This is a genomic window from Bacillus mycoides (assembly GCF_018742245.1).
GTDB lineage: Bacteria > Bacillota > Bacilli > Bacillales > Bacillaceae_G > Bacillus_A > Bacillus_A cereus_U.
In genome coordinates this window covers 4172079-4197576 of sequence record NZ_CP036132.1, presented here as the reverse complement: position 1 = coordinate 4197576, position 25498 = coordinate 4172079, and the positions used below count along the sequence as shown (strand labels likewise).

Genomic DNA, 25498 nt, shown 5'->3' with positions numbered 1-25498 from the left:
AAACAAATGATGGGTTAGGTGTAGTGATACATATAAGAGAATGAAATATAGTACTATATTTCATTCTGAACAATCATAGGCTTTAACAGAGGGTACGAATGATACTAAAGGGGAGGCTTTATACATTGAGTTTACAAATTCAAAACTTAACAAAAATATTCGGAGAATCTAAAGCAGTTAATGGTTTGCAAATCTCGTTACCGAAAGGTGAAGTGTTAGGCTTACTTGGCCGAAATGGTGCAGGGAAAACAACGACAATTAAAATGTTACTAGGTTTATTAACGCCAAATGAAGGTTCTATTACGTGGGATGGAAAGTCATTTGGTGATAGTGGGGTAACAATTGGATATTTACCAGAAGAAAGAGGACTATATACAAAAAGTAGAGTAATAGATCAGTTGCGATATTTTGGTAGATTAGAAGGAATGACGAAGAAAGAAGTCGATCTTGCAATTGATCACTGGTTAGAGCGATTAGCAATCCCAGAATATAAATTTAAAACGGCTGGAGAACTTTCAAAAGGGAATCAGCAAAAAATTCAATTGATAGCTGCTCTTCTTCATGATCCAGAACTTCTTATTTTAGATGAGCCATTTAGCGGACTTGATCCAGTTAATGCTGGAATGCTAGCTAGTATTATTGGAGAACAAGTACAGAGCGGAAAGACAATTATTTTATCAAGTCACCGTATGGAGCAAGTAGAGGCTTTTTGCCAACATGTATGTATTTTGAAAAAAGGTGAAGCAGTTGTAGAAGGACAGTTAAGTGATATTAAGAAAGAATACGGTTTCCGTAATTTAACGATTGAAGATACTGAAGAGAATGAAAAGGGATTAGAAGCTATACATGTCCCGTATGAAAAACAACAAGGCCTTCTTTATGTAAAGGTACAAGACGATGCAGAAGCTCTAAAGATTTTGCAACAATTGCAAGAACAAGGTATTAGCTTACGACAATTTAAAATGCTAGAGCCAACGTTGAACGAAATCTTTGTAGAGAGGGCGAAATAAAGATGCGTAAATTTTATCATGTATTTTCATTTTATTTTAGGGAAGCGTTTTTATCTAAAAAATCATTAATTACGAGTGCGATTTTATTTTTGGTTGTGTTTGGGATTTTTGCATTTAATCATTTTACTTCAGGCGATGATAAAAATAAGGATAAAGATAAAATTGCAGTTGTAACGGAAAGTTCCACATATAAAGTACAAAAAGAAGAGTTAACTAAGCTATTACCATCAGCAAAAATAACTGTCGGTTCAAAAGTGGATTTTGATAAACTGCATAAACAAGTAGAAGATGGCGAAATGGATGGTTTATTTCATGTAACCGAAAAGAATGGAGTTCCAGAGGTTACGTATATGTTTAATAAGTTACCTAGTGAAACAACTTCTACAATTATAGCTAGTTATTTAAAAGCGCAATATACAGCAGTAACAATTGCTAAACATAATGTTTCACCGGAAATTGCACAGCAATTGCAAACCGAAATTTCTGTGAAACAAGAAGCGATAAAAGATCGTTCTGCTTCCGCAGGAATTGCATATTTCTTTACATTTGCTTTGTATATGTTTATTATCATGTTCGGAAGTACAATTGCGATGAATATAGCTTCTGAAAAAGCTTCTCGCGTTATGGAAGTTATGATTCCGAAAGTAAAACCACTGACGATGATGTATGCAAAAATCTTAGCGGTTGTTTCAACGGCGTTATTACAACTTGCCGTATTGGCATGTGGTTACTTGGTTCCTTGGTTACTAGGATGGGTAGATTTAGAAAATGGTTCATTATTTGGAGCACCAATTGATTTTACAAAGATAGATGCACAAGTTATCGGTATGTTCCTTATTTATTTTGTTACAGGATATTTCCTTTATGCGATGATGTATGCGGCTGCTGGTGCGGTTGTCTCTAGGACTGAGGATTTACAAGGTGTTATTTTGCCAGTGTCTATTTTAATAATGGCAGCATTCTTTATAAGTATTAAATCGCTAGGTGATCCAAATAGTACTGTTGTTGTTGTAAGTTCTTACGTTCCGTTCTTCACCCCGATGATTACATTCTCACGCTTTGTGGCTGGTGAAGCTGGTATGTTAGAAATTACGATAACAATGGCGGTTCTTTTAGCGACAATTGGTATATTAAGTGCTGTTACAAGCCGCATTTACGTAAACGGTGTAATGAATTACTCAGATAAAGTGAAATTTAAAGATTTAGCGAAATTTATAAAGCGTCAATAATGGGAGAAAAGCATGATTTTATAGTGGAATCATGCTTTTTCTTTATGTATAAATTAAAAATAGTATATAATAATAAGAGTTGTCTTTTAATAGAATGAATAAAAAGGAGGGTGTGCAGATGGGAATTAGTAGTCGTTTTACAGTAGGTGTTCATATGTTAACGTTACTTGCAATAGATCGAAACTCTCGCTGTACCTCTGAATGGATTGCTGGTAGTGTGAATACAAATCCAGTTGTGATTCGTCGCATTACAGGAATGTTGAAGAGAGCAGGACTTGTTGATGTACAAGCTGGTAAAGGTGGTACGACACTTGCTCGTGATTTAGATGAAATTACATTACTTGATGTATATAAAGCTGTGGAAGTTGTAGAAGAAGGACATCTATTTTCTTTCCATGAAAATCCCAACATTGAATGTCCAGTAGGAGCTAATATTCAATCGGTATTAGAGATTGTTTTAATACAATCGCAAGAAGCGATGGAAAACGTACTTGCAAATGTAACGGTTCAGCAGTTAGTTACAAATTTAAAGTCGAAAATTAAAGAATAAAAAAGCGAGCTTCCTCATGATGAGGGCTCGCCTTTTTTTATTCGTAAATATTGAAAATTCTATTTTTCAGTATTTAAAATACACTTTCCTACAACAGCTGCTACGATACCACCAAGAATTGGGGCAACGATGAACACCCATAGTTGAGAAATTGCTTCTCCGCCAGCGAATAGAGCTGGTGCGATACTACGAGCTGGGTTAACAGATGTTCCAGTTAACGGAATACCTAATAAGTGAATTAATACTAATGTGAAACCAATTACTAATCCAGCTAAAGAAGAACTTCCTTTTTTACCTGTTACAGCAACGATAACTAAAACAAATACGAAAGTTAAAATGAATTCAACTAAAAATGCTCCTGATAAACCAAGAGTTCCAAAACTATTTTGTCCTAAATTATCTAAAGGTAATTTAGCAGATCGTAAAATTGTTACTAGCGTTGCAGTTCCTAATAAACCACCTAAAATTTGAGCTAATAAATAATAGCTAAGTTCCATAGCGTTCATTCTTTTGTTAATGAACATCGCGATTGATACCGCTGGGTTAATATGACATCCAGAAATTGTTCCAATGCTATATGCCATAGCCACGATAGATAATCCGAAAGCCATAGCGATACCTAATGTTCCAATTCCTTCAATTCCGCCGCCAATGACAGCTACTCCAGTTCCGAATAATACAAGTACAAATGTACCAATAAATTCAGCAATTGCTTTTTTTAACATAATTTACCTCCTAATAATGCACATGAAACGTATTATAACATAGGTTTTAGTATAAACAGCCAATGAAATACTATTCTGATAAGGCGAAATAGGGAGACAATAAAAATAGATATGGTTCTATGAAGAAGAACCATATCTATTTTTATGCTGATTTTTTTTGTTTAATGACTGGAACAGAGCGGTTTAAAACACTATTTACGATCATTCCTAACATTATAATAATCATCCCAATCAGTGACAGACCACTAGGGAATGAGCCATTTAAGAAAATAATCTCACCAAGTACAGTAAAGACCATCGTTCCAGCTTGTGTTGCTTCAACAGCTCCAAGTAAAGCAAGATTGTCTTTTGCTAAGTCGGTAGCAAAGAAAAATGTCATCGTCGCAATAACTCCGGAACATAATGCTAATAAAAATCCTTGCATCATTTGATTTGATGATGGAATACCGGTAGTGGAAAATCCGTATATACCAAGTAGAATTGTAATAGGGAGACTCCCGATTGCCATTCCTAATACACGTTGGAATGTATCAAGACGCCCGCCAACAAGTTCCATCATTTTTCGGTTACCGAAGGGATATAAGAAAGCTGCTAAAACGACAGGTAAAAAACCAGAAATGAATTGAGTCATTGTAATATGACCCGCTTCAGTAGCTTGCATACAAAGTACACCAAGTAAAATAAATAAAGCGACGTATAAACTGCGCAGTGGAATTTTTCCACGTACAAGTTTTGTACCTGATTTTGTTTCTATTTTAATGAAGAATAATGGCGATAAAAGTAAACCTGCTAATATCGTAACTTGCCAAGTTCCAGCAACGAGCCAAGCTGGAGAAAAAACAGCTGCGAAACTTAATAAAGAATAGAAGCCGATGCCAGCGACCGAGCCCCACCCAATCCATACAAATGGATGTTTTTTTAATTCTTCCCATAAAACTCCTAAGTTTTTGCGAAATAAAACGATAAGGAATAAAATAGGGAGAGCAAATAGAAAACGGAAGGAAGCGGTCCAAGCCCAACTTGTTCCAGATACATTCATTGCTCTGTTAATAATAAAGGTTGCAGAAAAAAAGGCCGATGATAAAAGACCTAGTAGTATTGCGCGCATGAAGTATGGCACTCCTTTCGGAATTGAGTATTTATGTATAGTATAATATACTTAAAGTTAATAAAAGTAAACTATTTTATATTTTAAGGTGGTTTTTATATATGAAAGAAAATGAAGATATGCAAACGAAAGAAGTAATTCAGCAAGTAGGTCAGTTATTAAGACAAATTCGAAATGAACAAAAATTAAGTTTAGAAGATTTAGCCCAAAAGACAGGTGTTAGTAAATTAACGCTAGGAAAAATTGAAAGAGGTGAAACGAATCCGACATTAGCTGTCATCTGGAAAATTACGAAAGGGCTATCAATCCCTTTATCGAGATTGATGGTTGTTGGAGAGCCTGTAGCTGTTGCGCGCTGCGGAGAAGGCTTTGCAGTAGATGTAGGACAAGCGTGGCACTTAGAAACGATGTTCCGTTACACGAAAGAAACGGGGATGGAAATGCACCGAGCTTGTTTAAGAGCGGATAGTATATATGAACCTGAAGCTCATCATGAAGGAGCAATTGAGCTTGTAACAGTAATGAAAGGGAAAGTTTCTATTCAAGTGGAGAACGATGTGTACGTGCTAAATGAGTTTGATTCCATTCAATTTGAAGCGAATAAGAAACATAGTTATAAAAATGAAGAGGATGAAGTGGCGGTATTACATTTAACGATGAAATATTCTTCATGAAAAAACGCCTATAGAAAAAGATTCTATAGGCGTTTTTTCAATTTGTATGTTCTGCTTAAGTATAGTGAAAAGAGTATTGCTAATCAGGATAATATTAGTAAGAACGTGGCATAAATAATAAACAAATAAAATAAACTAAAAATCCTGTTCCGAAACATAAAACTGCAATAACCCAAAGGATACGAATGAGAGTAGAACTAATATCAAAATATTCTCCTAAACCACCGCATATACCAAATAACATTTTGTCAGTTTCGGATTTATATAACCTCTTCGACATATTATGATCCTCTCCTTTTTATATCACCGCTGTTATGTATGAGTGATACAGTGTACTTTTATTCTATATGGAAATTTATGAGAAGACCATTAGGTTATATTACATTTTTTTGTGAAGGGACAATATAGCGTATTAATTGTCTTAATTTTCAGTCGGTATTAAAATGAAAATGAGGGTGTAACGTATTTTCTATTATAAGGTGGGGAAATAGTAATGACATTGTATTGGTTGACTAATGTAAAGCTTGAAACAGGTTATACATATGAAGAAGCGAAAATTTCACAAACGGAAACTGAGATATGCAGTCTTCTTATTGAAGATGGAAGAATTAAAAGAATTATATCGGGAATCGCCCAAGAGGAAGGAACGTTAACTTTTGATGCTAATCGTTTATTAGTTTTACCAGCTTTTGAAGAGATGCATATTCATATTGATAAAACATATTATAGTGGGCCTTGGAAAGCTTGTATGCCAGCAGAAAATATTTTTACACGTTTTAACGAAGAAAAAACGATTTTACCAAAGCAATTAGCAACTGCTCAAGACAGGGCGGAAAATATGCTAGAGTTATTGCTTCGAAATGGCGCAACAAATATTAGAACGCATTGTAATGTGGATCCGGTTATTGGACTTCGTAATTTAGAGGCGACGTTAGCGGCTTTAGAAACATATAAAGATCGGTTGTCTGGTAGAATAGTTGCTTTTCCGCAACATGGATTATTGCGCAGTAATTCTATGCAACTTGTGAAGGATGCGATGCGTATGGGCGCACAATTAGTTGGCGGAGTGGACCCAGCTACAGTAGATAATGATATTGAAAAATCATTACATACGATTATGGACATTGCGGTAGAGTTTAATGCGGATATTGATATTCATTTGCACGATGCGAATAATCTTGGAACGTTTACAATGAAGAGATTGGCAAGCCTAACGGAAGAAGCAGGATGGCAAGGTCGTGTAACAATTAGTCATGCGCTTGGACTTGGTGGTGTTACTGATAAAGAAGCTGAAGAAGTGGCAGAAAGACTAGCAGCATTAAAGATTGATATCACTTCAACCGTTCCAATCGGTAAACAAGTAATCCCAATTCCGTTACTAGATAAAAAAGGTGTTAAAGTTTCATTAGGAAATGATAGTATTACAGATCATTGGTCTCCGTTCGGCACAGGTGATATGCTTCAAAAGGCAAATCGATTGGCAGAACGATTTGGTTGGAGTGATGAAAAATCTTTAGGAAAAGCTCTTCGTTTTATTACAGGAGGGAAAGCTACGCTAAACGATGAAGGCAAGAGGTTATGGCCAAATGTAGGAGATGAGGCAAGTTTTGTCTTGACGAATGCAACATGCGCCGCGGAAGCAGTGGCTCGTCAAACAGAGAAGAGTGTAGTTATGTATAAAGGGAATGTTGTTATAGGGGATTTAGATCAAGTGAAATCTGATAATCTTGTATAGAGGAATCGTTTAGATTTTTTTAGAAGGGTTCTAATTGTGAAAATAGAACTCTTCTTTTGTATTCCGTAGAAACAGGATAACGCTATACTTCCTTATAGGAAAGCTAGAAGGGATGAAAAGTTTGGACAATCAACATAATCAAAATCATATTATGGGAACTTTGCAATGGTTTATTTTTTTATTAGCAAATTCAATCGCGCTACCAATTGTCGTTGGTGGATTATTTCATCTTACGACGGAAGAAGTATTTTATTTAATGCAGCGTACGTTTTTCGTAGTTGGTATATCTTCTTTTTTACAAGGATGGATTGGACATAAACTTCCGATTGCTGATGGACCAGCTGGATCTTGGGTTGGTGTATTTACCGTACTAGCTTATGCAACTGTAGGGCAAGATCAATTACATAGTACGTTGCAAATTTTAGAATTAGGGATGATGGTTGCCGGAGTTATTTTAATAGGATTAGGGCTAACTGGTTTTATAGAACGTATTTTATTTTTATTTACGCCGCTCGTGACAGGGACTTTCTTGCTTCTATTATGTTTGCAATTAAGTGGTGTGTTTTTAAAAGGGATGTTAGGAATTACAGCTACTGTTTCTCAAATCGATGGATTTACAGCGTTGATCGCTTTTGGCATCTTTTTGTTCGTGGTCATACTCTCCAATTTTGGAAAAGGTTTTGTTAAAAGTTATGCGGTTTTAATAGGACTAATTAGTGGGTGGATTATTTTTTTGATTGCAGGAAAAGTGACGATTCCATCTCAAGTAACTCATTTTGTGCAACTTCCACATATATTTGCTTGGGGACTTCCAAAATGGAATACAGGTATGGCTGTATCAAGTTTCGTTATGGTATGTATTTTAGTTTCAAATACAGTGGCAGCTATTATAGCAATTAATCAAGCTACCATTCATAAAGCAGCTATTGAACAAAAACAGTTGAAGGATGGTACGTGGATCGGAGGGATTTCGCATATAATTTCCTCCGTATTTTCAACTGTAGGTGTCGTTCCATTACCAGCAACGGCAGGTTTCATACGTTTAACAAATCAAAAGTACATGCGTTCATTCTTATTTGCATGTGTACTATTAGTCGTTATGTCGCTGTTTCCAAGTATTATCCGCTACTTAGCCTCTCTGCCATCCGCGGTCGCATCTGCGGTATTAATGGCCTCGTTCGTGCAGCTTATTGGGATTGGATTTCATAATATAAAACAAGTGCCACTTAGCGAACGGAATGTAACGATCTTAGGAGTTGCGGTATTGTTTGGCTGCGGCATTATGTTTTTACCGTCTGGAGCACTTCAATCATTGCCTTCTGTTATGCAATATATATTTGGTAATGGTTTGTTTGTAGGTACTGTTGTAAGTATATTGCTGGAACAAATATGGCGTACTGGAAAATAAGTGGATAAAAAGAGTGTGCGCACTGTATAAAAGTCTAAAATAACATAAGAAATAAAGCCCATTTTCATTCACCACCTGCACATTTCGTTCATACAATATCTTGACTAAATAAACACCCAACTTACACATATACAGCTCTGGCTTAAGCAAGGAGGGTTATACCAGTTGAAGGAAAAAGCGTATCAATCTAAACCGTTACTCACAAAGAGAGAAAGAGAAGTATTTGAATTACTCGTTCAAGATAAAACGACGAAGGAAATTGCAGGTGAACTTTTTATAAGTGAAAAAACAGTACGCAACCACATCTCAAACGCAATGCAAAAGCTAGGGGTTAAAGGACGTTCACAAGCAGTTGTTGAGCTTCTTCGTATGGGAGAGCTCGAGCTATAAGAAAGCAGCCGACTTTTATACAAAGAGTCGGCTATTTTTCTGTTTGTTTCACGCTCCATATGAATGATAAGAATGTTTCATATATAAATAGGTAAGGCTATAAAGAACGCGATAAATAAAATATAGAAATAAAACTCCCGCTATTAATAAAGGTAGCGGGAGTTTTGTTTTGAATGAGTGTTTTATATAGAAGAAACCGACTTTCATATAGAAGGTCGGTTATTTTTCTGTCTTGCAAATTATGAAAAAAAGGAGCAAAATAAAAAAAGGTCCTGGTCTATACAGGTACAAATGAAAAATTTTATACAGGGGCATTTTAAGTTAGCGAACTTAAAGTGTGTAAAATATACTGATAAACATAAAGTGAAACTTTAATCAGTGGGGGTTTTGTTCATTCCCTGCTGATTATTAGCCTTCACCAATCGGGCGTTTACGGGCAGTGGACCTCCCGCCTAACTTCTTTGCTGCAGCCGAATTTTGAAGTGGGAGTTTTACTGCCCGTTAACGCGGGATAAAATAAGATGATGAATGAGAAAACGGGTGATTAAGTTGAATAGAGCGATCGGTGTTATTGATTCAGGAGTGGGCGGTTTAACAGTAGCGAAGGAATTAATTCGTCAGTTGCCGAAAGAGCGTATTATATATTTAGGAGATACAGCACGTTGCCCTTATGGTCCGCGTTCTCGTGAAGAAGTGCGTCAATTTACGTGGGAAATGACGGAGCATTTATTAGATTTAAATATCAAAATGTTAGTTATTGCGTGTAATACAGCAACTGCGGTTGTATTAGAAGAAATGCAGAAACAATTACCAATTCCAGTAGTTGGAGTTATTCATCCAGGATCACGTACAGCTTTAAAAGTGACAAATACGTATCATGTTGGGATTATTGGAACGATTGGAACAGTAAAAAGTGGTGCCTATGAAGAGGCGCTAAAGTCTATTAATAACCGTGTTAAGGTAGAAAGTTTAGCTTGTCCACCTTTCGTTGAGCTTGTAGAGAGTGGGAATTTCGAAAGTGAAATGGCGTATGAAGTTGTAAGAGAAACATTACAACCGTTGAAAAGTACTGACATTGATACACTTATTTTAGGGTGTACACATTATCCGATTTTAGGTCCTGTTATTAAAAAGGTAATGGGGGATCAAGTACAATTAATTAGTTCGGGTGATGAAACGGCGCGTGAGGTAAGCACGATTTTATACCATAGTAAGATGTTAAATGAGGGAGAAGAACAAAGTGATCACCTCTTCTTAACGACTGGTAAAATAGGTCTGTTTAAAGAAATTGCATCAAAGTGGTTCGGTCAGCCGATTGAAAATGTGAAGCATATTAATTTAGAAACAGAATAATAGTAGACTCATATAAGAGAACTCCTGAGAAATCAGGGGTTTTTTCTGTGTAAGTGGCTATAGCTTGTTCTAAAATATGAAACAGCTCGTATACATAATAGTACAAACTTAGATTTTAGGGGGGAATGGCATGCCTAAATCCACTTTTAAATGGGTTGTTGGTGCTACTGTGAGTGCGATTTTATTATCAGGGTGTGGCTTGTTAAATCAAGAGAAAGCGACAGAACAAATTGATCCGCCAAAAAAAGTTACGTATACAGAAGGTGAAAAGAAAGAAACAGCTAAAAAAGATAAACAAGGGCAAACAGTAAATAGAGAGTTATACCTCGTTGATAAAAATGGATATGTCGTACCGCAAACTATTGCAATGCCTACTCCGAAAGCAAATGAAGTTGTACAGCAAACGTTAGAGTATCTTGTGAAAGATGGACCAGTCACAAATTTATTGCCGAATGGATTTCGAGCAGTCCTTCCAGCAAATACAACGATGACCTTAAATTTGAAAAAGGGCGGGACAGCAGTAATTGATTTCTCTAAAGAAATGAAAAATTATTCGAAAGAAGAAGAGCGTCAAATTATTGAATCAGTAGCGTGGACTTTGACTCAATTTACAGAAATAAAACAAGTGCAGTTCCAAATAAATGGTGAAAAGTTAGCGAAGATGCCTGTTGCGGGTACACCGCTTGGTGAAGGTGTAAGTCGTGCGAATGGAATTAACTTTGATGATGAACAAGTAGCAGATGTAACGAATACAAAACCGGTTACACTTTACTTTATGGCGCAAAATAATAATAAGCAGCAATATTACGTACCGGTAACAAGACGCGTTGCAGAAGGAAAAGAAAATGATTACTCGGCAATTGTGAATGAGCTTGTAAAAGGTCCGATTCACGGTTCGTTACTAAATGATTTTAATCCAGGAGTTAAGCTTATTACGAATCCGAAAGTGGAGAACGGAAATATTACATTAAACTTTAATGAAAATATATTTGTGAACCAAGACAAAAGTATGATTTCAAATTACGTATTGAAATCGTTGGTCTTATCTTTAACGGAAAAACAAGGTGTGAAAAATGTTTCTATTGAAGTGAATGGGAAAGCGAACCTTACGGACGAGAAAGGTGAAAAGTTAATAAAACCTGTCAATCGTCCACAAAACGTAAATACAGGTAGTTTTTAATCGTGAATAATTTGATATACTTATGTAAGAAAGGGGAATTGCTTTTTGAGTTCCCCTTCTTTTATTGTTATACATATCGTACATTTAAATTTGGCTATACTAATGAGAGTATTTATGAGGGGGTTATTTTTATGCGAGTAGATGGTAGAGGACAAGCAGAGCTACGCCATATACATATTCATACAAATTATTTAAAACATCCAGAGGGATCGGTACTAATTGAAGTTGGGGATACAAAGGTAATTTGTTCAGCGACAATTGAAGAGCGTGTACCGCCGTTTATGCGTGGAGAAGGAAAAGGCTGGGTAACAGCAGAATACTCAATGATTCCACGTGCGACAGGGCAACGTACAATCAGGGAGTCAAGTAAAGGGAAAGTAACAGGGCGTACAATGGAAATCCAGCGTTTAATTGGACGAGCATTACGTGCGGTTGTTGATTTAGAAGCGCTTGGCGAAAGAACTGTTTGGATTGACTGTGATGTAATTCAAGCGGATGGCGGAACGAGAACAGCTTCTATTACAGGTGCTTATGTAGCGATGGTATTAGCTTTTGAAAAATTATTGCAAGCAGACAAAGTATCTAAAATTCCGGTGAAAGATTATTTAGCGGCAACGTCAGTAGGTATTGTTGAAGAACAAGGTGTTGTTTTAGATTTAAATTATGCTGAAGATTCTAAAGCAGACGTTGATATGAACGTTATTATGACTGGAAAAGGTCAGTTTGTTGAAATACAAGGAACTGGAGAAGAAGCGACGTTTAGCAGAGCTGAATTAAATGAATTACTTGATGCTGCTGAACAAGGGATTTTCCAACTTGTTGAAAAGCAAAAAGAAGCATTAGGTGACATCGTATCTCATATAGAGTAGAGGTGGAAAATATGAAGCAAGTTGTTGTAGCGACGAAAAATCTTGGGAAAGTACGTGAGTTTGCTGAGTTATTTGAGAGATTTGACTTAGAAGTGAAATCTTTACACGATTTTCCTCATATTGAAGAAGTCGAAGAAACTGGTGAAACATTTGAAGAAAACGCAATTTTAAAAGCGGACAGTCTTAGTAGACAGTTGAATTCCATCGTAATTGCGGATGACTCTGGTCTTATTGTAGATGCCTTAAACGGGAAGCCAGGTGTATATTCAGCTCGTTTTGCTGGAGAGCCGAAAGATGATCAGGCGAATATAGATAAAGTGTTACAAGGGTTAACTGACGTCGATTTAGAAAAACGTACAGCTCGTTTTTACTGTGCGTTAGCAGTTGCTTTCCCTGAAGCTGATAAAGAGCCGGTTATTGTAAACGGAACGTGCGAAGGGAAAATCTTAGAACAGCGCCGCGGGGAAAATGGTTTCGGATACGATCCGATTTTTTATGTAGAAGAATATAAAAAAGCGATGGCGGAGCTAAGCTCAGATGAGAAAAATGCGATTAGTCACCGCGGGCGTGCCCTTCGTAAATTAGAAGAAAAAATCCCAGAATGGTTTTTAGAAGAATAAGGGAGAGAGATTGATGAAAGCTTTAATCGTAAGCGATAGTCATAGCTCTGTGAAGGAATTACAGCAGTTAAAAGAGAAGTACGAAGGGAAAGTAGATGTCATGATTCATTGTGGTGATTCAGAGCTAACGCCTGCTCACGAAGAGCTGCAAGGTTTCCATGTTGTAAAAGGGAATTGTGATTATGCTAACTTTCAAGGGGAAATTGTAACTGATGTAGATGGAATTCGTTTCTTAGTTGTACACGGTCATCGTCATAATGTGAAAATGACGTTACAAACGTTAGCGTATCATGCAGAAGAAGTAGGAGCGCAAGTAGCATGCTTTGGACATTCTCATGTATTAGGGGCAGAATTAATTGATGGGATTTTATTTATTAATCCAGGAAGTATTTTGCTCCCGCGCTCTCGTGCGGAAAAGACATTCGCTTTATTAGAAATGGATGAAAATCATATAGAAGTTCGTTTTGAAACATTAGACGGACAGCTGGTGGAACAAGCAATTTTTAAAAGAGGATAAGAAAAATTATCCTCTTTTAAAAAAGTGTTGACTTTATAAGTAGTTATGAATATAATAAATATTGTCGATAGGGCAACGGCGCTAACGATGAAAAATAAAATAACATATGCGGGTGTAGTTTAGTGGTAAAACAAGAGCCTTCCAAGCTCTGGTCGAGAGTTCGATTCTCTTCACCCGCTCCATGTCCCAGTAGCTCAGCAGGATAGAGCATACGCCTTCTAAGCGTACGGTCGGGAGTTCGAATCTCTCCTGGGACGCTAACAAAACCTTGTTATCTTTTGATAACAAGGTTTTTTGTTTGTTTTAAATTAGTTATTAATAAACTTCTCAAAGACAAAACCATAATCTTTCACGTTATATTGTTTCTTCGTATCAACAAGCCAGTTAAAAGCGATCTCGTTCATCTCTTTAAATTGTTCTGCTAAATTTACTTGTGCATTTGTAATACGGCTAAAAGTGTTAGAGGCCATATCTAAACTTTTATGCGCATACTGCAATGTAATATCGTTGTCGTATGAAATTTCTTCGATTTTAAGAAGAGCCTTATACAAATCTTTTAATTCTTCAATATGTTTTTTATGAACATCAATTGAGTAATGCTCATCTCCCATATGAAATTTAATTTCTACATCTAAATCAATTGTGCCTGCAGTTTCAAGTGCTACGTTTTTAATTTGATATTTACTATAGCTATATCGGCGTAATGTACGCTTTTTGCTTGTCGCGCTTGTACCATCTAGATGAATTAATCCTTTGTTTGTAAAGCAATATTCATCCGATTTTGATTTAATAAGAAAGTAAATTTTCTCCCCATCTTCATGCATTACGTAATCATCTGCATCGACCTTATCATAATCTTTTGGTGTAATGACAGAACCTACATCGCTTAATCCTAAAACATCAGCAGCCATTTTTTTGAACATATATAATCCCCCTTATAAATTAAATTCTTAATTGTACAAAAATATAATATCATGATTTTAATAAATTGTTTTCTTGTAATCCGAAAATATTTGAAGGTAAGTTAAGAAAAGTAACGAATATTATTTTGAAAATATGTAAAAAGGTGTTGAGTAAAAGTGCACCATCATACAAAAACAAAAGGAGATTTAGCGGTTTTAAAGGCTCAAGTTGACTTGTATGAAAAAGGATATATGATTTTAACACCACAAATAGAACATTCTCCATTTGATCTTGTAGTGTACAAAGATGGATTGTTTAAGAGGGTGCAAGTTAAATATAGAGAATTGAATCCACGGGGGATACTTGAAGTAAGATTTCGCTCTAGTTATTCTATGGCAAATGGAGTCGCCACAAAAGAAGTGAATAAAGAAGAAATAGATGTGTATTGCATATATTGTCCGCAAACTGATTTATGTTATTATTTCGATCCTAAATTATTTAATAAATCCATTAGTTTAAGAGTGGATTCTCCGAAAAATCAGCAAGAAAAAAAGTTAATTTTGCAAATGATTATAGAGAAATTCCGTGAATTCGCCTCTAGTTACATGAGGTTTTTTTTATTTGTTTTGAAATCTTACAATTCTGTAAGGTAAGTGTAAGGAAGTTCGATGGTAACAAATTACTAATCCTATATAATGAAGATAACAACGATACATGAGGAGGAAGAGATGATGAAAGGATTAATCGTAACGGGTTTAACAGTAGCTTTTGGGTTTGTGGCGTATGAAAAGTTAACATATGTAATTGATGTTGTAAAACATTTAGTAGCGTAGAAAAAACTGCCATGAGAGGGAAAGGGAATGAGTGAATGAATGGAATGGTTATTTGGAATTATAGGTACTTGTAGTGTAGTTTTATTGTTCTTTGTCCCGAGTGGTATACTTAGTTCGACAACAAGTTTGTTCTTTTTAAGTTTGTTTGCTTGTACGATGCTTATTATTATGTTTTTGATGAAGCGAAGTAAACCGATCTTCTATTTTAGCATGATTGTTATGGCAATTATTTTTCTCCAAATTATTACCCTTGTTATATACCCCACAATTATAAAAGCTTTCCATTAATGATGAATCCTCTGCTTCTGTTGCTGAGGGTTTTTGTTTGTGAAAAATGAATTTCATTTAAAAGTTTGTTGCTTTTTTGTTATGAAAATAGAATATTCCTATATTTCAAATAAATAATTTTGGAATGTTGTGTTCTCATTACGCATTTGATATATTTACTTTGAAGATCATTAAAATCTAGAAAAAGAGGCGGACGTATGGATAAAAAAGAAAATACGGTCGTATTGTTTCCGCAACTATCAGAACGCTATATTGATAAAGGTTTTTTAGCGTTGAAAGAGCGGGAATTCGAAGATGCATTGCGCTGCTTTGAAATATTACGTCAGTATAATGCAGAAACGGAACAAACAGAATTAGCTTCAGTTATTTGTTTGCTAGAATTAAAACGTATGGAAGAAGCGAAAGAAAAATGTGAGCAGTTGCTTGAAACAGGAGCTGTATTATTTGGTGATATTCTTGAAACGTATGTAACTATTTTAGTTCAAACAAATGATTATGAAGGTGTCATCGAAACTGTTGAGGAAGTTTTGCAAACGAAAGATATAATTCCTGAGCAAAAGGAAAAATTGGCGCAGCTTGCTTTGTTTGCACAAGGGATGCTGAATGAAGAAGATATACCGCTAGTGGATTCGAATTTTGAATTAGAAGAATTTACCGAGGGGCTTTTTGGAGAAAACTTTGGTCAAAAGCTAAGAGTGATCCAGAAACTTTCGTTAAAAGACCTGGATCTCGCACTTCCTACTTTAAAGAAATTTTTAATAGACGAAGATCAGCACCCTTATTTAAAAACTTCTATTTTGTATAAAATGGTAGAAAATCAAATAGAAGAAGAGATAGAAGTAGAGAAGTTTGGAAATACGATAAAGGTGATTCCAGCATTTACGGGTCATAATGAGGAGCAATCCGATAAAATTATACATAAATTCTCAAACCGATTAGAGCAAAATTATCCAGATATATTTGATGCGATGGTTACATACTGGAAAGAATTACAAATTAGCATTTTCCCATTCCCTCTATTAATGGACAAAGTAGAAATTTGGGCTGCCGTCTTAGAGAGAATTGGAAGAAAGCGTTTCGGATTGGCTATTGATGAAGAAGAACTTATGACAGCATACAATATTGAGTTTGAGGAATTCCATATTGCCTATCAATGGTTACTGCGCATTGAAAGAGAAGGGTATTTGCCCGTATAATTATGAAAAAGAATCGTTCAGTTATTGAAACGAGCACATTCTATGTTATAATGTAAGGGTTGCAAAAGGCAGAAATCTGCCTGTTTGTAAGAGAAGAGGAGTATAATTCTCTTACTTAATATGTTTCATATTAGTCTCGAACAAAATATACCGTAGTTGTCTTTTAGGCAATTAGTAGATTGGAACATTGTATCTGAAAGCTTTTGCTAGAGGATTATTTGTACATTTGTTATTTCAAAAAAGAGATAATAAAAATCTTAATCTATAGAGGTATGTGCATACATTATTATAGTTGGAGGGAAAGAATAAATGTCTACAAAATGGGAAAAATTAGAAGGTAACGTTGGCGTTTTAACAATCGAAGTTGATGCTAAAGAAGTAAATAACTCTATCGACGCTGCATTCAAAAAAGTAGTAAAAACAATTAATGTACCAGGTTTCCGTAAAGGAAAAATGCCTCGTCCATTATTCGAACAACGCTTTGGTATTGAATCTTTATACCAAGATGCTTTAGATATCATCTTACCAAAAGCATACGGTGAAGCAATCGATGAAGCTGGTATCTTCCCAGTTGCTCATCCTGAGATTGACATCGAGAAATTCGAAAAAGGCCAAAACTTAATTTTCACTGCAAAAGTTACTGTAAAACCTGAAGTTAAATTAGGTGATTACAAAGGTTTAGCAGTAGAAAAAGTTGAAACAACTGTAACTGACGAGGATGTAGAGAACGAAGTAAAAGCTTTACAAGAGCGTCAAGCTGAACTAGTTGTTAAAGAAGAAGGAACTGTTGCAGATGGTGATACAGCTGTAATCGACTTCGAAGGTTTCGTTGATGGCGAAGCATTTGAAGGCGGAAAAGGCGAAAACTATTCTCTTGCAATCGGTTCTGGTACTTTCATCCCAGGTTTCGAAGAGCAAGTAATTGGTCTTAAATCTGGTGATTCTAAAGAAGTTGAAGTATCATTCCCAGAAGAGTACCATGCTGCTGAATTAGCTGGTAAACCAGCAACATTCAAAGTAACAATTCACGAAATCAAAACAAAAGAACTTCCTGAGTTAAACGACGAGTTCGCTAAAGATGCTGACGAAGAAGTTGCAACTCTTGATGAATTAAAAACAAAACTTCGTACAAACTTAGAAGAAGGCAAAAAGCACGAAGCTGAGCACAAAGTACGTGACGAAGTAGTAGAATTAGCTGCTGCTAACGCTGAAATCGACATTCCAGAAGCTATGATCGACACTGAGTTAGATCGTATGGTTCGTGAATTCGAGCAACGTTTAAGCCAACAAGGTATGAACCTTGAGCTTTACTACCAATTCACAGGTACTGACGCTGACAAATTAAAAGAGCAAATGAAAGAGGATGCACAAAAACGTGTAAGAATCAATCTTGTTCTTGAAGCTATCATTGAAGCTGAAAACATCGAAGTTACTGAAGAAGAAGTAACTGCAGAAGTTGAAAAAATGGCTGAAATGTACGGTATGCCAGTAGACGCTATCAAGCAAGCTCTTGGAAGCGTAGACGCTTTATCTGAAGATCTTAAAGTGCGTAAAGCTGTAGACTTCTTAGTAGACAACGCTGCATAATAAAATAACAAGGCGCGATTTTAATCGTGCCTTGTTTTATAAATATAGAAATATATTTATAAAACTTTTCGATGAAGAAGGAAAAGTTCCTTTGTAAGTCGAATATACATATTTCAAAAGTTTTAAAATTTTTTTGTTTGTACATAACTAGTCATATTATTTGTATTTCTCGCCACGTAGTGACATAATATGTATTTACATACGATACATTTATCGTGTACATACGAAGGCAAGAGGTTAGCACTTTGTAAGGGGTGTGAAAATATGTTTAAATTTAATGATGAAAAAGGTCAATTAAAATGTTCTTTCTGTGGTAAAACACAAACGCAAGTTCGAAAGCTAGTTGCAGGTCCAGGTGTTTACATTTGTGACGAGTGTATCGAGCTTTGTACTGAAATTGTACAAGAGGAGCTTGCGAAGGACGAAGAAGTAGAATTCAAAGATGTACCGAAACCGGTAGAAATTCGTGAAATCTTAGATGAGTATGTCATCGGACAAGATAACGCGAAAAAAGCACTAGCGGTAGCGGTATATAACCATTACAAACGCATTAATTCTAACAGCAAAATTGATGATGTAGAATTGGCGAAGAGTAATATTTCACTTATTGGGCCAACTGGTAGTGGTAAAACATTATTGGCACAAACATTAGCGCGTATTTTAAATGTTCCATTTGCGATCGCGGACGCAACATCTTTAACGGAAGCTGGATATGTAGGGGAAGATGTAGAAAACATCTTACTAAAATTAATCCAAGCAGCTGATTATGATGTAGAGAAAGCGGAAAAAGGAATCATTTATATTGATGAGATTGATAAAGTGGCACGTAAGTCCGAAAATCCATCGATTACACGTGATGTATCTGGTGAAGGTGTACAGCAGGCACTTCTGAAAATTTTAGAAGGTACTGTAGCAAGCGTTCCACCTCAAGGTGGTCGTAAGCACCCGCATCAAGAGTTTATTCAAATTGATACAACGAACATCCTATTCATTTGTGGTGGAGCGTTTGATGGCATCGAGCCTATTATTAAACGTCGCCTTGGTGAGAAAGTAATTGGATTTGGTGCTGAGAAGAAAAATGCTGATGTAAATGAGAAGCATGTTTTATCTCACGTTTTACCAGAGGATCTTTTAAGATTCGGTTTAATTCCGGAGTTTATCGGTCGTCTTCCAGTTATTGCGAACCTAGAGCCGCTTGATGAAGATGCTCTTGTAGATATTTTAACTAAACCGAAAAATGCACTTGTTAAGCAATTCCAAAAACTATTGGAGCTTGACGATGTTGAGTTAGAGTTTGAAGAAGGTGCACTAGTTGAGATTGCGAAAAAAGCAATTGAACGTAAAACAGGTGCTCGTGGACTTCGTTCTATTATTGAAGGCTTGATGCTTGATGTAATGTTCGAACTGCCATCTCGCAAAGATATCGAGAAGTGTATTCTTACGAAAGAAACAGTAGCTGATAATGAACCGCCGAAATTGGTGTTACAAGACGGTACTGTACTTGATACAAAAACATCTGCATAATGCGAAGAAGAAACAGCAATTTTTATAATTGCTGTTTTTCTTTATGTTTAGCACTATTCCTCCCAGGAAATACTAAAAGGTAAAACATAGCGGGAGGAAATGAATTATGAGCTGGACAAATATATTTTTACTTGTTCAACTTGTTTTTGGCGTAATTGTCGGATTGTATTTTTGGCACTTACTTCGAAATCAGCGAACACAAAAAGTTTCAATTGATCGAGAATCGAAAAAAGAATTAGAGCAGCTTCGTAAAATGCGTGAGGTTTCTTTAACAGAGCCACTTGCGGAAAAGGTACGTCCTACATCCTTTATAGATATTGTAGGGCAAGAAGACGGGATTAAGTCGTTAAAAGCGGCTCTTTGTGGTCCTAATCCGCAACATGTGATCATATACGGTCCGCCAGGTGTCGGAAAGACAGCGGCAGCACGCCTTGTATTAGAAGAAGCGAAACGAAATCCGAAATCTCCATTTCGTACAAATGCAACATTTATCGAACTTGATGCAACGACAGCTAGGTTTGATGAGCGTGGTATTGCGGATCCATTAATTGGTTCAGTGCATGACCCGATTTATCAAGGAGCAGGTGCAATGGGGCAAGCGGGTATTCCGCAACCGAAAAAAGGGGCTGTAACAGATGCGCATGGTGGTATTTTGTTCATTGATGAGATTGGTGAATTACATCCAATTCAAATGAATAAAATGCTAAAGGTGTTAGAAGATCGGAAAGTATTTTTGGAAAGCGCGTACTATAGTGAAGAAAATTCGATGATTCCAACGTATATACATGATATTTTTCAAAAAGGTTTACCTGCAGATTTTCGCTTAGTTGGTGCAACGACGCGTTCACCAGAGGAAATTCCTCCTGCAATTAGGTCGCGTTGTTTAGAAGTGTTCTTCCGTGAGTTAGATACAGAAGAAATTCAAAAAGTAGCGAAAAATGCAGCTGACAAAGTGGAAATGCAAGTAGGTGAGAATGGTATCGAAATGATTGGAATGTATGCAAGAAATGGACGAGAAGCAATTAATCTCGTGCAAATTTCTGCTGGTATGGCGATAAATGAAGAACGACCTTTCATTAAAGATGAAGATATTGAGTGGGTTGTTCATTCTAGTCAGCTTACACCAAAGTACGAAAAACGTATTTATCCAATTCCGAGAATCGGTCTTGTGAACGGGCTTGCTGTATATGGGCCGAATACAGGTACGTTATTAGAAATTGAGGTAACAGCTATTCCTGCGAAAGATAAAGGGTCAGTAAATGTCACTGGAATTGTAGAAGAGGAAAGTATTGGTAGCCAAACGAAATCAATTCGCCGTAAAAGTATGGCGAAAGGTTCTGTTGATAATGTGTTAACAGTCCTTCGTTCTCTAGATGTGTTGCCAGAAGGGTATGATATACATATTAATTTTCCTGGTGGTATCCCGATTGATGGTCCTTCAGCAGGTATTGCTATGGCAACAGGTGTCTATTCAGCAGTGCATCGTACGTATGTGAATAATGAAGTAGCGATGACAGGTGAGATAAGTATCCACGGAGAAGTGAAGCCTATTGGTGGTGTGTACGCAAAAATAAAAGCTGCGAAAAAAGCGGGAGCTAAGAAAGTCATCATTCCGGCTGAAAACATGCAACCATTTTTGTATACAATAAAGGGAATTGAGATCATTCCTGTTCGCAAATTAAAAGAAGTATTTGAATTAACATTTATGCAGGAAAATATGCATCGTGAGCTTGATGCACATACTGCTTTGGACGAAACAGATGCGCAATCAATGTGAGAATATACAATAATAAAAATTTGCCAGACTTCGTTTAAGTTTGTATGCTTAAGCGAAGTCTTTTTTTCTTTTCGTGAGGCACAAAAAAACAGGGGATTTACAATTGCGAAGAATCTCTGCAATTGCATCTAGATGTATTGTAATATAAAATAGTTGAACAGGAGTTTAATTTATTATGGAGGTGCTATGTCTAGTATGAATACGAATGAAAGAATTGTGCCCCTCCTACCATTAAGAGGCATTCTCGTATATCCAACGATGGTTCTGCATCTTGATGTAGGACGTGATAAATCGATACAAGCACTAGAGCAGGCGGCAATGGATGAAAATATCATCTTTTTAGCAATGCAAAAAGAAATGAATATCGACGATCCGAAAGAAGATGACATATATAGTGTAGGTACAGTGGCGAAAGTGAAGCAAATGTTAAAATTGCCGAACGGTACGCTTCGTGTCCTTGTAGAAGGTTTACATAGAGCAGAAGTAGTAGAGTTTATCGAAGAAGAAAATCTGGTACAAGTTTCTATTAGAACAGTAACTGAAGAAGTAGAAGATGATTTAGAAGAGAAGGCTCTTATGCGTACGTTACTGGAGCATTTCGAACAATATATTAAAGTTTCGAAAAAAGTTTCAAATGAAACATTTGCAACGGTAGCTGATGTAGAAGAACCCGGAAGACTAGCTGATTTAATTGCTTCTCACTTACCGATTAAAACGAAGCAGAAACAAGAGATTTTAGAGATTGTATCTGTGAAAGAACGACTACATACACTTATTTCGATTATTCAAGATGAACAAGAGTTACTTAGCCTAGAAAAGAAAATTGGACAAAAAGTGAAACGTTCAATGGAGCGCACGCAAAAAGAATATTTCTTACGTGAGCAAATGAAGGCGATCCAAACTGAACTTGGCGATAAAGAAGGCAAGGGCGGGGAAGTTGAAGAACTTCGTGAGAAAATTGAACAGTCGGGAATGCCTGAAGAAACAATGCAGGCTGCACTGAAAGAATTAGATCGTTATGAAAAGTTACCTGTAAGTTCTGCTGAGAGCGGTGTAATTCGTAATTATATTGATTGGTTATTAGCGCTTCCGTGGACAGAAGCAACAGAGGATATGATTGACCTCGCTCATTCGGAAGAAATTTTAAATAAAGATCATTACGGTCTTGAAAAAGTGAAAGAGCGAGTACTTGAATATTTAGCTGTACAGAAGTTAACGAATTCATTAAAAGGACCAATTCTTTGTCTAGTAGGACCTCCTGGGGTTGGGAAAACTTCGTTAGCACGTTCTATTGCAACATCGTTAAATCGTAATTTCGTACGTGTTTCTCTTGGTGGTGTGCGTGATGAATCTGAAATTCGTGGTCACCGTCGTACATATGTAGGAGCGATGCCAGGACGTATTATTCAAGGTATGAAAAAGGCGAAAACAGTTAATCCAGTCTTCTTATTAGATGAGATTGATAAAATGTCTAACGATTTCAGGGGAGACCCATCAGCGGCGTTACTTGAAGTGTTAGATCCAGAACAAAACCATAACTTCAGTGATCATTACATTGAAGAGCCATATGATTTATCGAAAGTTATGTTCGTTGCAACTGCTAATACACTTGCAAGTGTTCCGAGCCCATTGCTTGACCGTATGGAAATCATTTCGATTGCTGGTTATACAGAACTTGAAAAGGTACACATTGCTCGTGAGCATTTATTGCCGAAACAATTAAAAGAGCACGGCTTGCGAAAAGGTAATTTGCAAGTGCGTGATGAAGCGCTTCTTGAAATTATTCGTTATTATACACGCGAGGCTGGTGTTCGTACGTTAGAGCGTCAAATTGCAAAAGTTTGCCGTAAAGCAGCAAAAATTATCGTTACAGCAGAACGCAAGCGCATTGTTGTAACAGAGAAAAATATTGTTGATTTACTTGGTAAGCATATATTCCGTTATGGTCAAGCTGAAAAAACAGACCAAGTTGGTATGGCAACAGGTTTAGCTTACACAGCAGCGGGCGGCGATACACTTGCAATTGAAGTGTCTGTAGCGCCAGGAAAAGGGAAATTAATTTTAACAGGGAAACTTGGGGATGTTATGAAAGAATCCGCACAAGCCGCGTTTAGCTATATTCGTTCTCGTGCAGAAGAACTGCATATTGATCCGGATTTCCATGAGAAAAACGATATTCATATTCATGTTCCAGAAGGAGCAGTTCCAAAAGATGGACCGTCAGCAGGTATTACGATGGCAACGGCACTTATTTCTGCACTAACAGGTATTCCTGTAAGTAAAGAAGTTGGTATGACAGGTGAAATTACACTTCGTGGTCGTGTATTACCAATTGGTGGTTTGAAAGAAAAAACATTAAGTGCTCACCGCGCGGGATTAACAAAAATTATTTTACCGGCGGAAAATGAGAAAGATTTAGATGATATTCCAGAGAGCGTAAAAGAAAACCTTACGTTTGTGCTTGCATCTCATTTAGACGAAGTATTGGAGCACGCATTAGTAGGAGTGAAACAATGAAAGTAACAAAAGCAGATATTGTAATTAGTGCCGTTAAACCGGAACAATATCCAGACAGTGATTTACCAGAAATTGCCTTAGCAGGTCGTTCTAATGTCGGGAAGTCTTCCTTTATTAATAAAATTTTAAATCGTAAAAAGTTAGTACGTATTTCTTCTAAACCAGGAAAAACGCAAACGCTGAACTTTTTCTTAATCAATGAAATGATGCATTTTGTTGACGTTCCAGGTTATGGATATGCGAAAGTATCTAAAACAGAGCGCGCGGCATGGGGCAGAATGATTGAGACTTACTTTACAACACGTACCCAATTAGACGCAGCTGTATTAGTAGTTGATTTACGTCACCAACCAACAAAAGATGACATTATGATGTATGATTTCTTAAAGCACTATGAAATCCCAACAATTATTATTGCAACGAAAGCCGATAAAATTCCGAAAGGGAAATGGCAAAAGCATTTAAAAGTTGTAAAAGAAACGCTTGCTGTTGAAATTGGCGATGAAATCGTTCTATTCTCTTCTGAAACAGGTCTTGGAAAAGAAGAAGCATGGAAAGCAATTCATAAAATGACAAAAACGAAAAACGCGTGACGAATGTCGCGCGTTTTTTTTATTTACTAAAATTTTAGCGTACGTTTAATGTAACTTCAATATTTCCTCTTGTTGCTTTAGAGTAAGGACATACACCGTGAGCGGCTTCTACAAGTTCTTGTGCTTCGGCATGAGAAACACCAGCAACATGTACGTCAAGTACAGCAGATAGTCCGAAACCACCATCTGTATCTTTACCGATAGAAACGTGTGCAGTCACTTCTGTACTTTCCACTTTCACACGTTTTGTACGAATTACAAGTTGCAATGCGCTATCAAAGCAAGCTGCATAACCAGCTGCAAATAATTGTTCTGGATTTGTTGCCTCTCCGCCTGCGCCACCTAGTGCTTTTGGCATTTTTACATCAAGATTTAATATGCCATCATCTGAAACTACCTTGCCGTTTCTTCCACCTGTTGCTGTTACTGAAGCAGTATATAATTTATCCATGTTTATTCCCCTTTTCTATCATTAATTTTTTTCATTGTTTCAATTAATGTGTTTAATTGGATTAATAAAGAATGATACTCTTGCTCTGTAATTCCTAAATTTGTAGCCATCGTTGTCGGTAATGAACAAGCTATTTCTTTTAAATCTTTACCTTGTTCTGTTAATTCAATACAAACTTTTCGCTCGTCTTCTTTTGAACGAACACGTTGTACAAGTTTTAATGATTCCATCCGTTTTAACATAGGTGTTAAAGTACCAGAATCTAAAAATAGACGTTCTCCAATTTCTTTTACTGTTAGTCCGTCTCGTTCCCAGAGTACGAGTAAAGTAATGTACTGGGGATACGTAATGCCCATTTCTTCTAAATAGGGACGGTAAAAACGAGTAACCTCTTTAGAACAAGCGTAAATAGAAAAACAAAGTTGGTTATCTAGATGTAGAGGATTTTCTTTCATAAGCAA

The 25498-nt window shown here is 36.5% G+C and carries 25 protein-coding genes, 2 tRNA genes and 1 pseudogene; 22 read left to right on the top strand and 6 right to left on the bottom strand.

The features are described from left to right. The first annotated feature begins 125 nt into the window (after positions 1–125). The 3 genes from EXW56_RS21515 to EXW56_RS21505 all read left to right on the top strand — a co-directional run bounded on the left by EXW56_RS21515 (position 126) and on the right by EXW56_RS21505 (position 2789). Positions 126–1010 (top strand): ABC transporter ATP-binding protein, encoded by an 885-nt coding sequence (locus tag EXW56_RS21515; protein WP_002199241.1) that lies wholly within the window; start codon positions 126–128, stop codon positions 1008–1010. A 2-nt stretch (positions 1011–1012) separates the two neighbouring features. Then, complete coding sequence (locus tag EXW56_RS21510; RefSeq protein ID WP_098988405.1) at positions 1013–2239, top strand: ABC transporter permease; 1227 nt, start codon at positions 1013–1015, stop codon at positions 2237–2239. A 118-nt stretch (positions 2240–2357) separates the two neighbouring features. Continuing rightward, positions 2358–2789: an Rrf2 family transcriptional regulator gene (locus EXW56_RS21505; RefSeq protein ID WP_002112095.1), complete on the top strand. Its 432-nt coding sequence runs from the start codon at positions 2358–2360 to the stop codon at positions 2787–2789. 59 nt (positions 2790–2848) lie between these two features. Here EXW56_RS21505 and EXW56_RS21500 read toward each other — a convergent pair whose 3' ends face one another. Both EXW56_RS21500 and EXW56_RS21495 read right to left on the bottom strand, forming a co-directional pair. Then, positions 2849–3514, bottom strand: coding sequence for an MIP/aquaporin family protein (locus tag EXW56_RS21500; protein WP_002112094.1), 666 nt, complete (start codon positions 3512–3514; stop codon positions 2849–2851). Between the two features lie 142 nt (positions 3515–3656). Next, positions 3657–4622, bottom strand: coding sequence for a DMT family transporter (locus EXW56_RS21495; protein WP_002199243.1), 966 nt, complete (start codon positions 4620–4622; stop codon positions 3657–3659). Positions 4623–4723: 101 nt separating this feature from the next. Between EXW56_RS21495 and EXW56_RS21490 the strand changes: the two genes are divergently transcribed. Then, positions 4724–5296 (top strand): helix-turn-helix domain-containing protein, encoded by a 573-nt coding sequence (locus EXW56_RS21490; RefSeq protein WP_002112092.1) that lies wholly within the window; start codon positions 4724–4726, stop codon positions 5294–5296. A gap of 94 nt (positions 5297–5390) precedes the next feature. On the opposite strand, the gene EXW56_RS21485 is transcribed toward EXW56_RS21490, so the two are convergent. Next, a complete protein-coding gene (locus tag EXW56_RS21485; RefSeq protein ID WP_002199244.1) occupies positions 5391–5576 on the bottom strand; it encodes a PspC domain-containing protein in 186 nt (61 codons plus the stop codon). 213 nt (positions 5577–5789) lie between these two features. Between EXW56_RS21485 and EXW56_RS21480 the strand changes: the two genes are divergently transcribed. From EXW56_RS21480 to EXW56_RS21435, 10 genes are all read left to right on the top strand, one after another. Further along, on the top strand, positions 5790–7031 hold the full coding sequence (locus tag EXW56_RS21480; protein ID WP_002199245.1) for an amidohydrolase family protein: 1242 nt from the start codon (positions 5790–5792) through the stop codon (positions 7029–7031). A 112-nt stretch (positions 7032–7143) separates the two neighbouring features. Continuing rightward, positions 7144–8439, top strand: a complete 1296-nt coding sequence (locus tag EXW56_RS21475) for a purine/pyrimidine permease (RefSeq protein ID WP_002199246.1) — start codon at positions 7144–7146, stop codon at positions 8437–8439. A 165-nt stretch (positions 8440–8604) separates the two neighbouring features. Further along, the gene (gene gerE / locus EXW56_RS21470; protein ID WP_000659484.1) at positions 8605–8829 is read left to right on the top strand and encodes a spore germination transcription factor GerE; all 225 of its coding nucleotides are present in this window, start codon (positions 8605–8607) and stop codon (positions 8827–8829) included. A 540-nt stretch (positions 8830–9369) separates the two neighbouring features. After that, entirely contained in the window at positions 9370–10182 is an 813-nt protein-coding gene (racE, locus tag EXW56_RS21465) for a glutamate racemase (protein ID WP_353845729.1), read from the top strand. Positions 10183–10312: 130 nt separating this feature from the next. After that, positions 10313–11362: a GerMN domain-containing protein gene (locus EXW56_RS21460; RefSeq protein WP_070129031.1), complete on the top strand. Its 1050-nt coding sequence runs from the start codon at positions 10313–10315 to the stop codon at positions 11360–11362. Positions 11363–11493: 131 nt separating this feature from the next. Then, a complete protein-coding gene (gene rph, locus EXW56_RS21455; RefSeq protein ID WP_002112084.1) occupies positions 11494–12231 on the top strand; it encodes a ribonuclease PH in 738 nt (245 codons plus the stop codon). An 11-nt stretch (positions 12232–12242) separates the two neighbouring features. Further along, positions 12243–12851 carry an XTP/dITP diphosphatase gene (locus EXW56_RS21450; RefSeq protein WP_061674627.1) on the top strand — a complete coding sequence of 203 codons (609 nt, stop codon included), beginning with the start codon at positions 12243–12245 and terminating at the stop codon, positions 12849–12851. A gap of 13 nt (positions 12852–12864) precedes the next feature. Further along, positions 12865–13368, top strand: a complete 504-nt coding sequence (locus EXW56_RS21445; protein WP_215596924.1) for a metallophosphoesterase — start codon at positions 12865–12867, stop codon at positions 13366–13368. 108 nt (positions 13369–13476) lie between these two features. Further along, a tRNA-Gly gene (locus EXW56_RS21440) sits at positions 13477–13550 on the top strand. Position 13551: 1 nt separating this feature from the next. Then, positions 13552–13625, top strand: a tRNA-Arg gene (locus EXW56_RS21435). 51 nt (positions 13626–13676) lie between these two features. On the opposite strand, the gene EXW56_RS21430 is transcribed toward EXW56_RS21435, so the two are convergent. Continuing rightward, positions 13677–14291: a PH domain-containing protein gene (locus EXW56_RS21430; protein WP_002160347.1), complete on the bottom strand. Its 615-nt coding sequence runs from the start codon at positions 14289–14291 to the stop codon at positions 13677–13679. A gap of 156 nt (positions 14292–14447) precedes the next feature. Between EXW56_RS21430 and EXW56_RS21425 the strand changes: the two are divergent. From EXW56_RS21425 to yihA, 8 genes and pseudogenes are all read left to right on the top strand, one after another. Next, positions 14448–14860 (top strand): annotated as a pseudogene (locus EXW56_RS21425) (group I intron-associated PD-(D/E)XK endonuclease). Between the two features lie 283 nt (positions 14861–15143). After that, on the top strand, positions 15144–15392 hold the full coding sequence (locus tag EXW56_RS21420; RefSeq protein WP_002112074.1) for a hypothetical protein: 249 nt from the start codon (positions 15144–15146) through the stop codon (positions 15390–15392). A gap of 197 nt (positions 15393–15589) precedes the next feature. After that, positions 15590–16588, top strand: coding sequence for a hypothetical protein (locus EXW56_RS21415; protein ID WP_002199251.1), 999 nt, complete (start codon positions 15590–15592; stop codon positions 16586–16588). 309 nt (positions 16589–16897) lie between these two features. Continuing rightward, a complete protein-coding gene (gene tig, locus EXW56_RS21410) occupies positions 16898–18175 on the top strand; it encodes a trigger factor (RefSeq protein ID WP_002112071.1) in 1278 nt (425 codons plus the stop codon). A gap of 264 nt (positions 18176–18439) precedes the next feature. Continuing rightward, the gene (clpX, locus tag EXW56_RS21405) at positions 18440–19699 is read left to right on the top strand and encodes an ATP-dependent protease ATP-binding subunit ClpX (RefSeq protein WP_000472285.1); all 1260 of its coding nucleotides are present in this window, start codon (positions 18440–18442) and stop codon (positions 19697–19699) included. 106 nt (positions 19700–19805) lie between these two features. Next, positions 19806–21476, top strand: a complete 1671-nt coding sequence (gene lonB, locus EXW56_RS21400) for an ATP-dependent protease LonB (protein WP_002112070.1) — start codon at positions 19806–19808, stop codon at positions 21474–21476. 186 nt (positions 21477–21662) lie between these two features. Next, on the top strand, positions 21663–23993 hold the full coding sequence (gene lon, locus EXW56_RS21395; RefSeq protein WP_215596922.1) for an endopeptidase La: 2331 nt from the start codon (positions 21663–21665) through the stop codon (positions 23991–23993). Continuing rightward, on the top strand, positions 23990–24586 hold the full coding sequence (gene yihA / locus EXW56_RS21390) for a ribosome biogenesis GTP-binding protein YihA/YsxC (protein WP_002088829.1): 597 nt from the start codon (positions 23990–23992) through the stop codon (positions 24584–24586). The genes lon and yihA overlap by 4 nt, the downstream gene beginning before the upstream one ends. A gap of 34 nt (positions 24587–24620) precedes the next feature. Here the strand turns inward: yihA and EXW56_RS21385 are convergent, their stop codons facing one another. Beyond that, on the bottom strand, positions 24621–25037 hold the full coding sequence (locus EXW56_RS21385; RefSeq protein WP_000359777.1) for an organic hydroperoxide resistance protein: 417 nt from the start codon (positions 25035–25037) through the stop codon (positions 24621–24623). Positions 25038–25039: 2 nt separating this feature from the next. Beyond that, a complete protein-coding gene (locus EXW56_RS21380; RefSeq protein ID WP_002112064.1) occupies positions 25040–25492 on the bottom strand; it encodes a MarR family winged helix-turn-helix transcriptional regulator in 453 nt (150 codons plus the stop codon). Positions 25493–25498 lie beyond the last annotated feature (6 nt).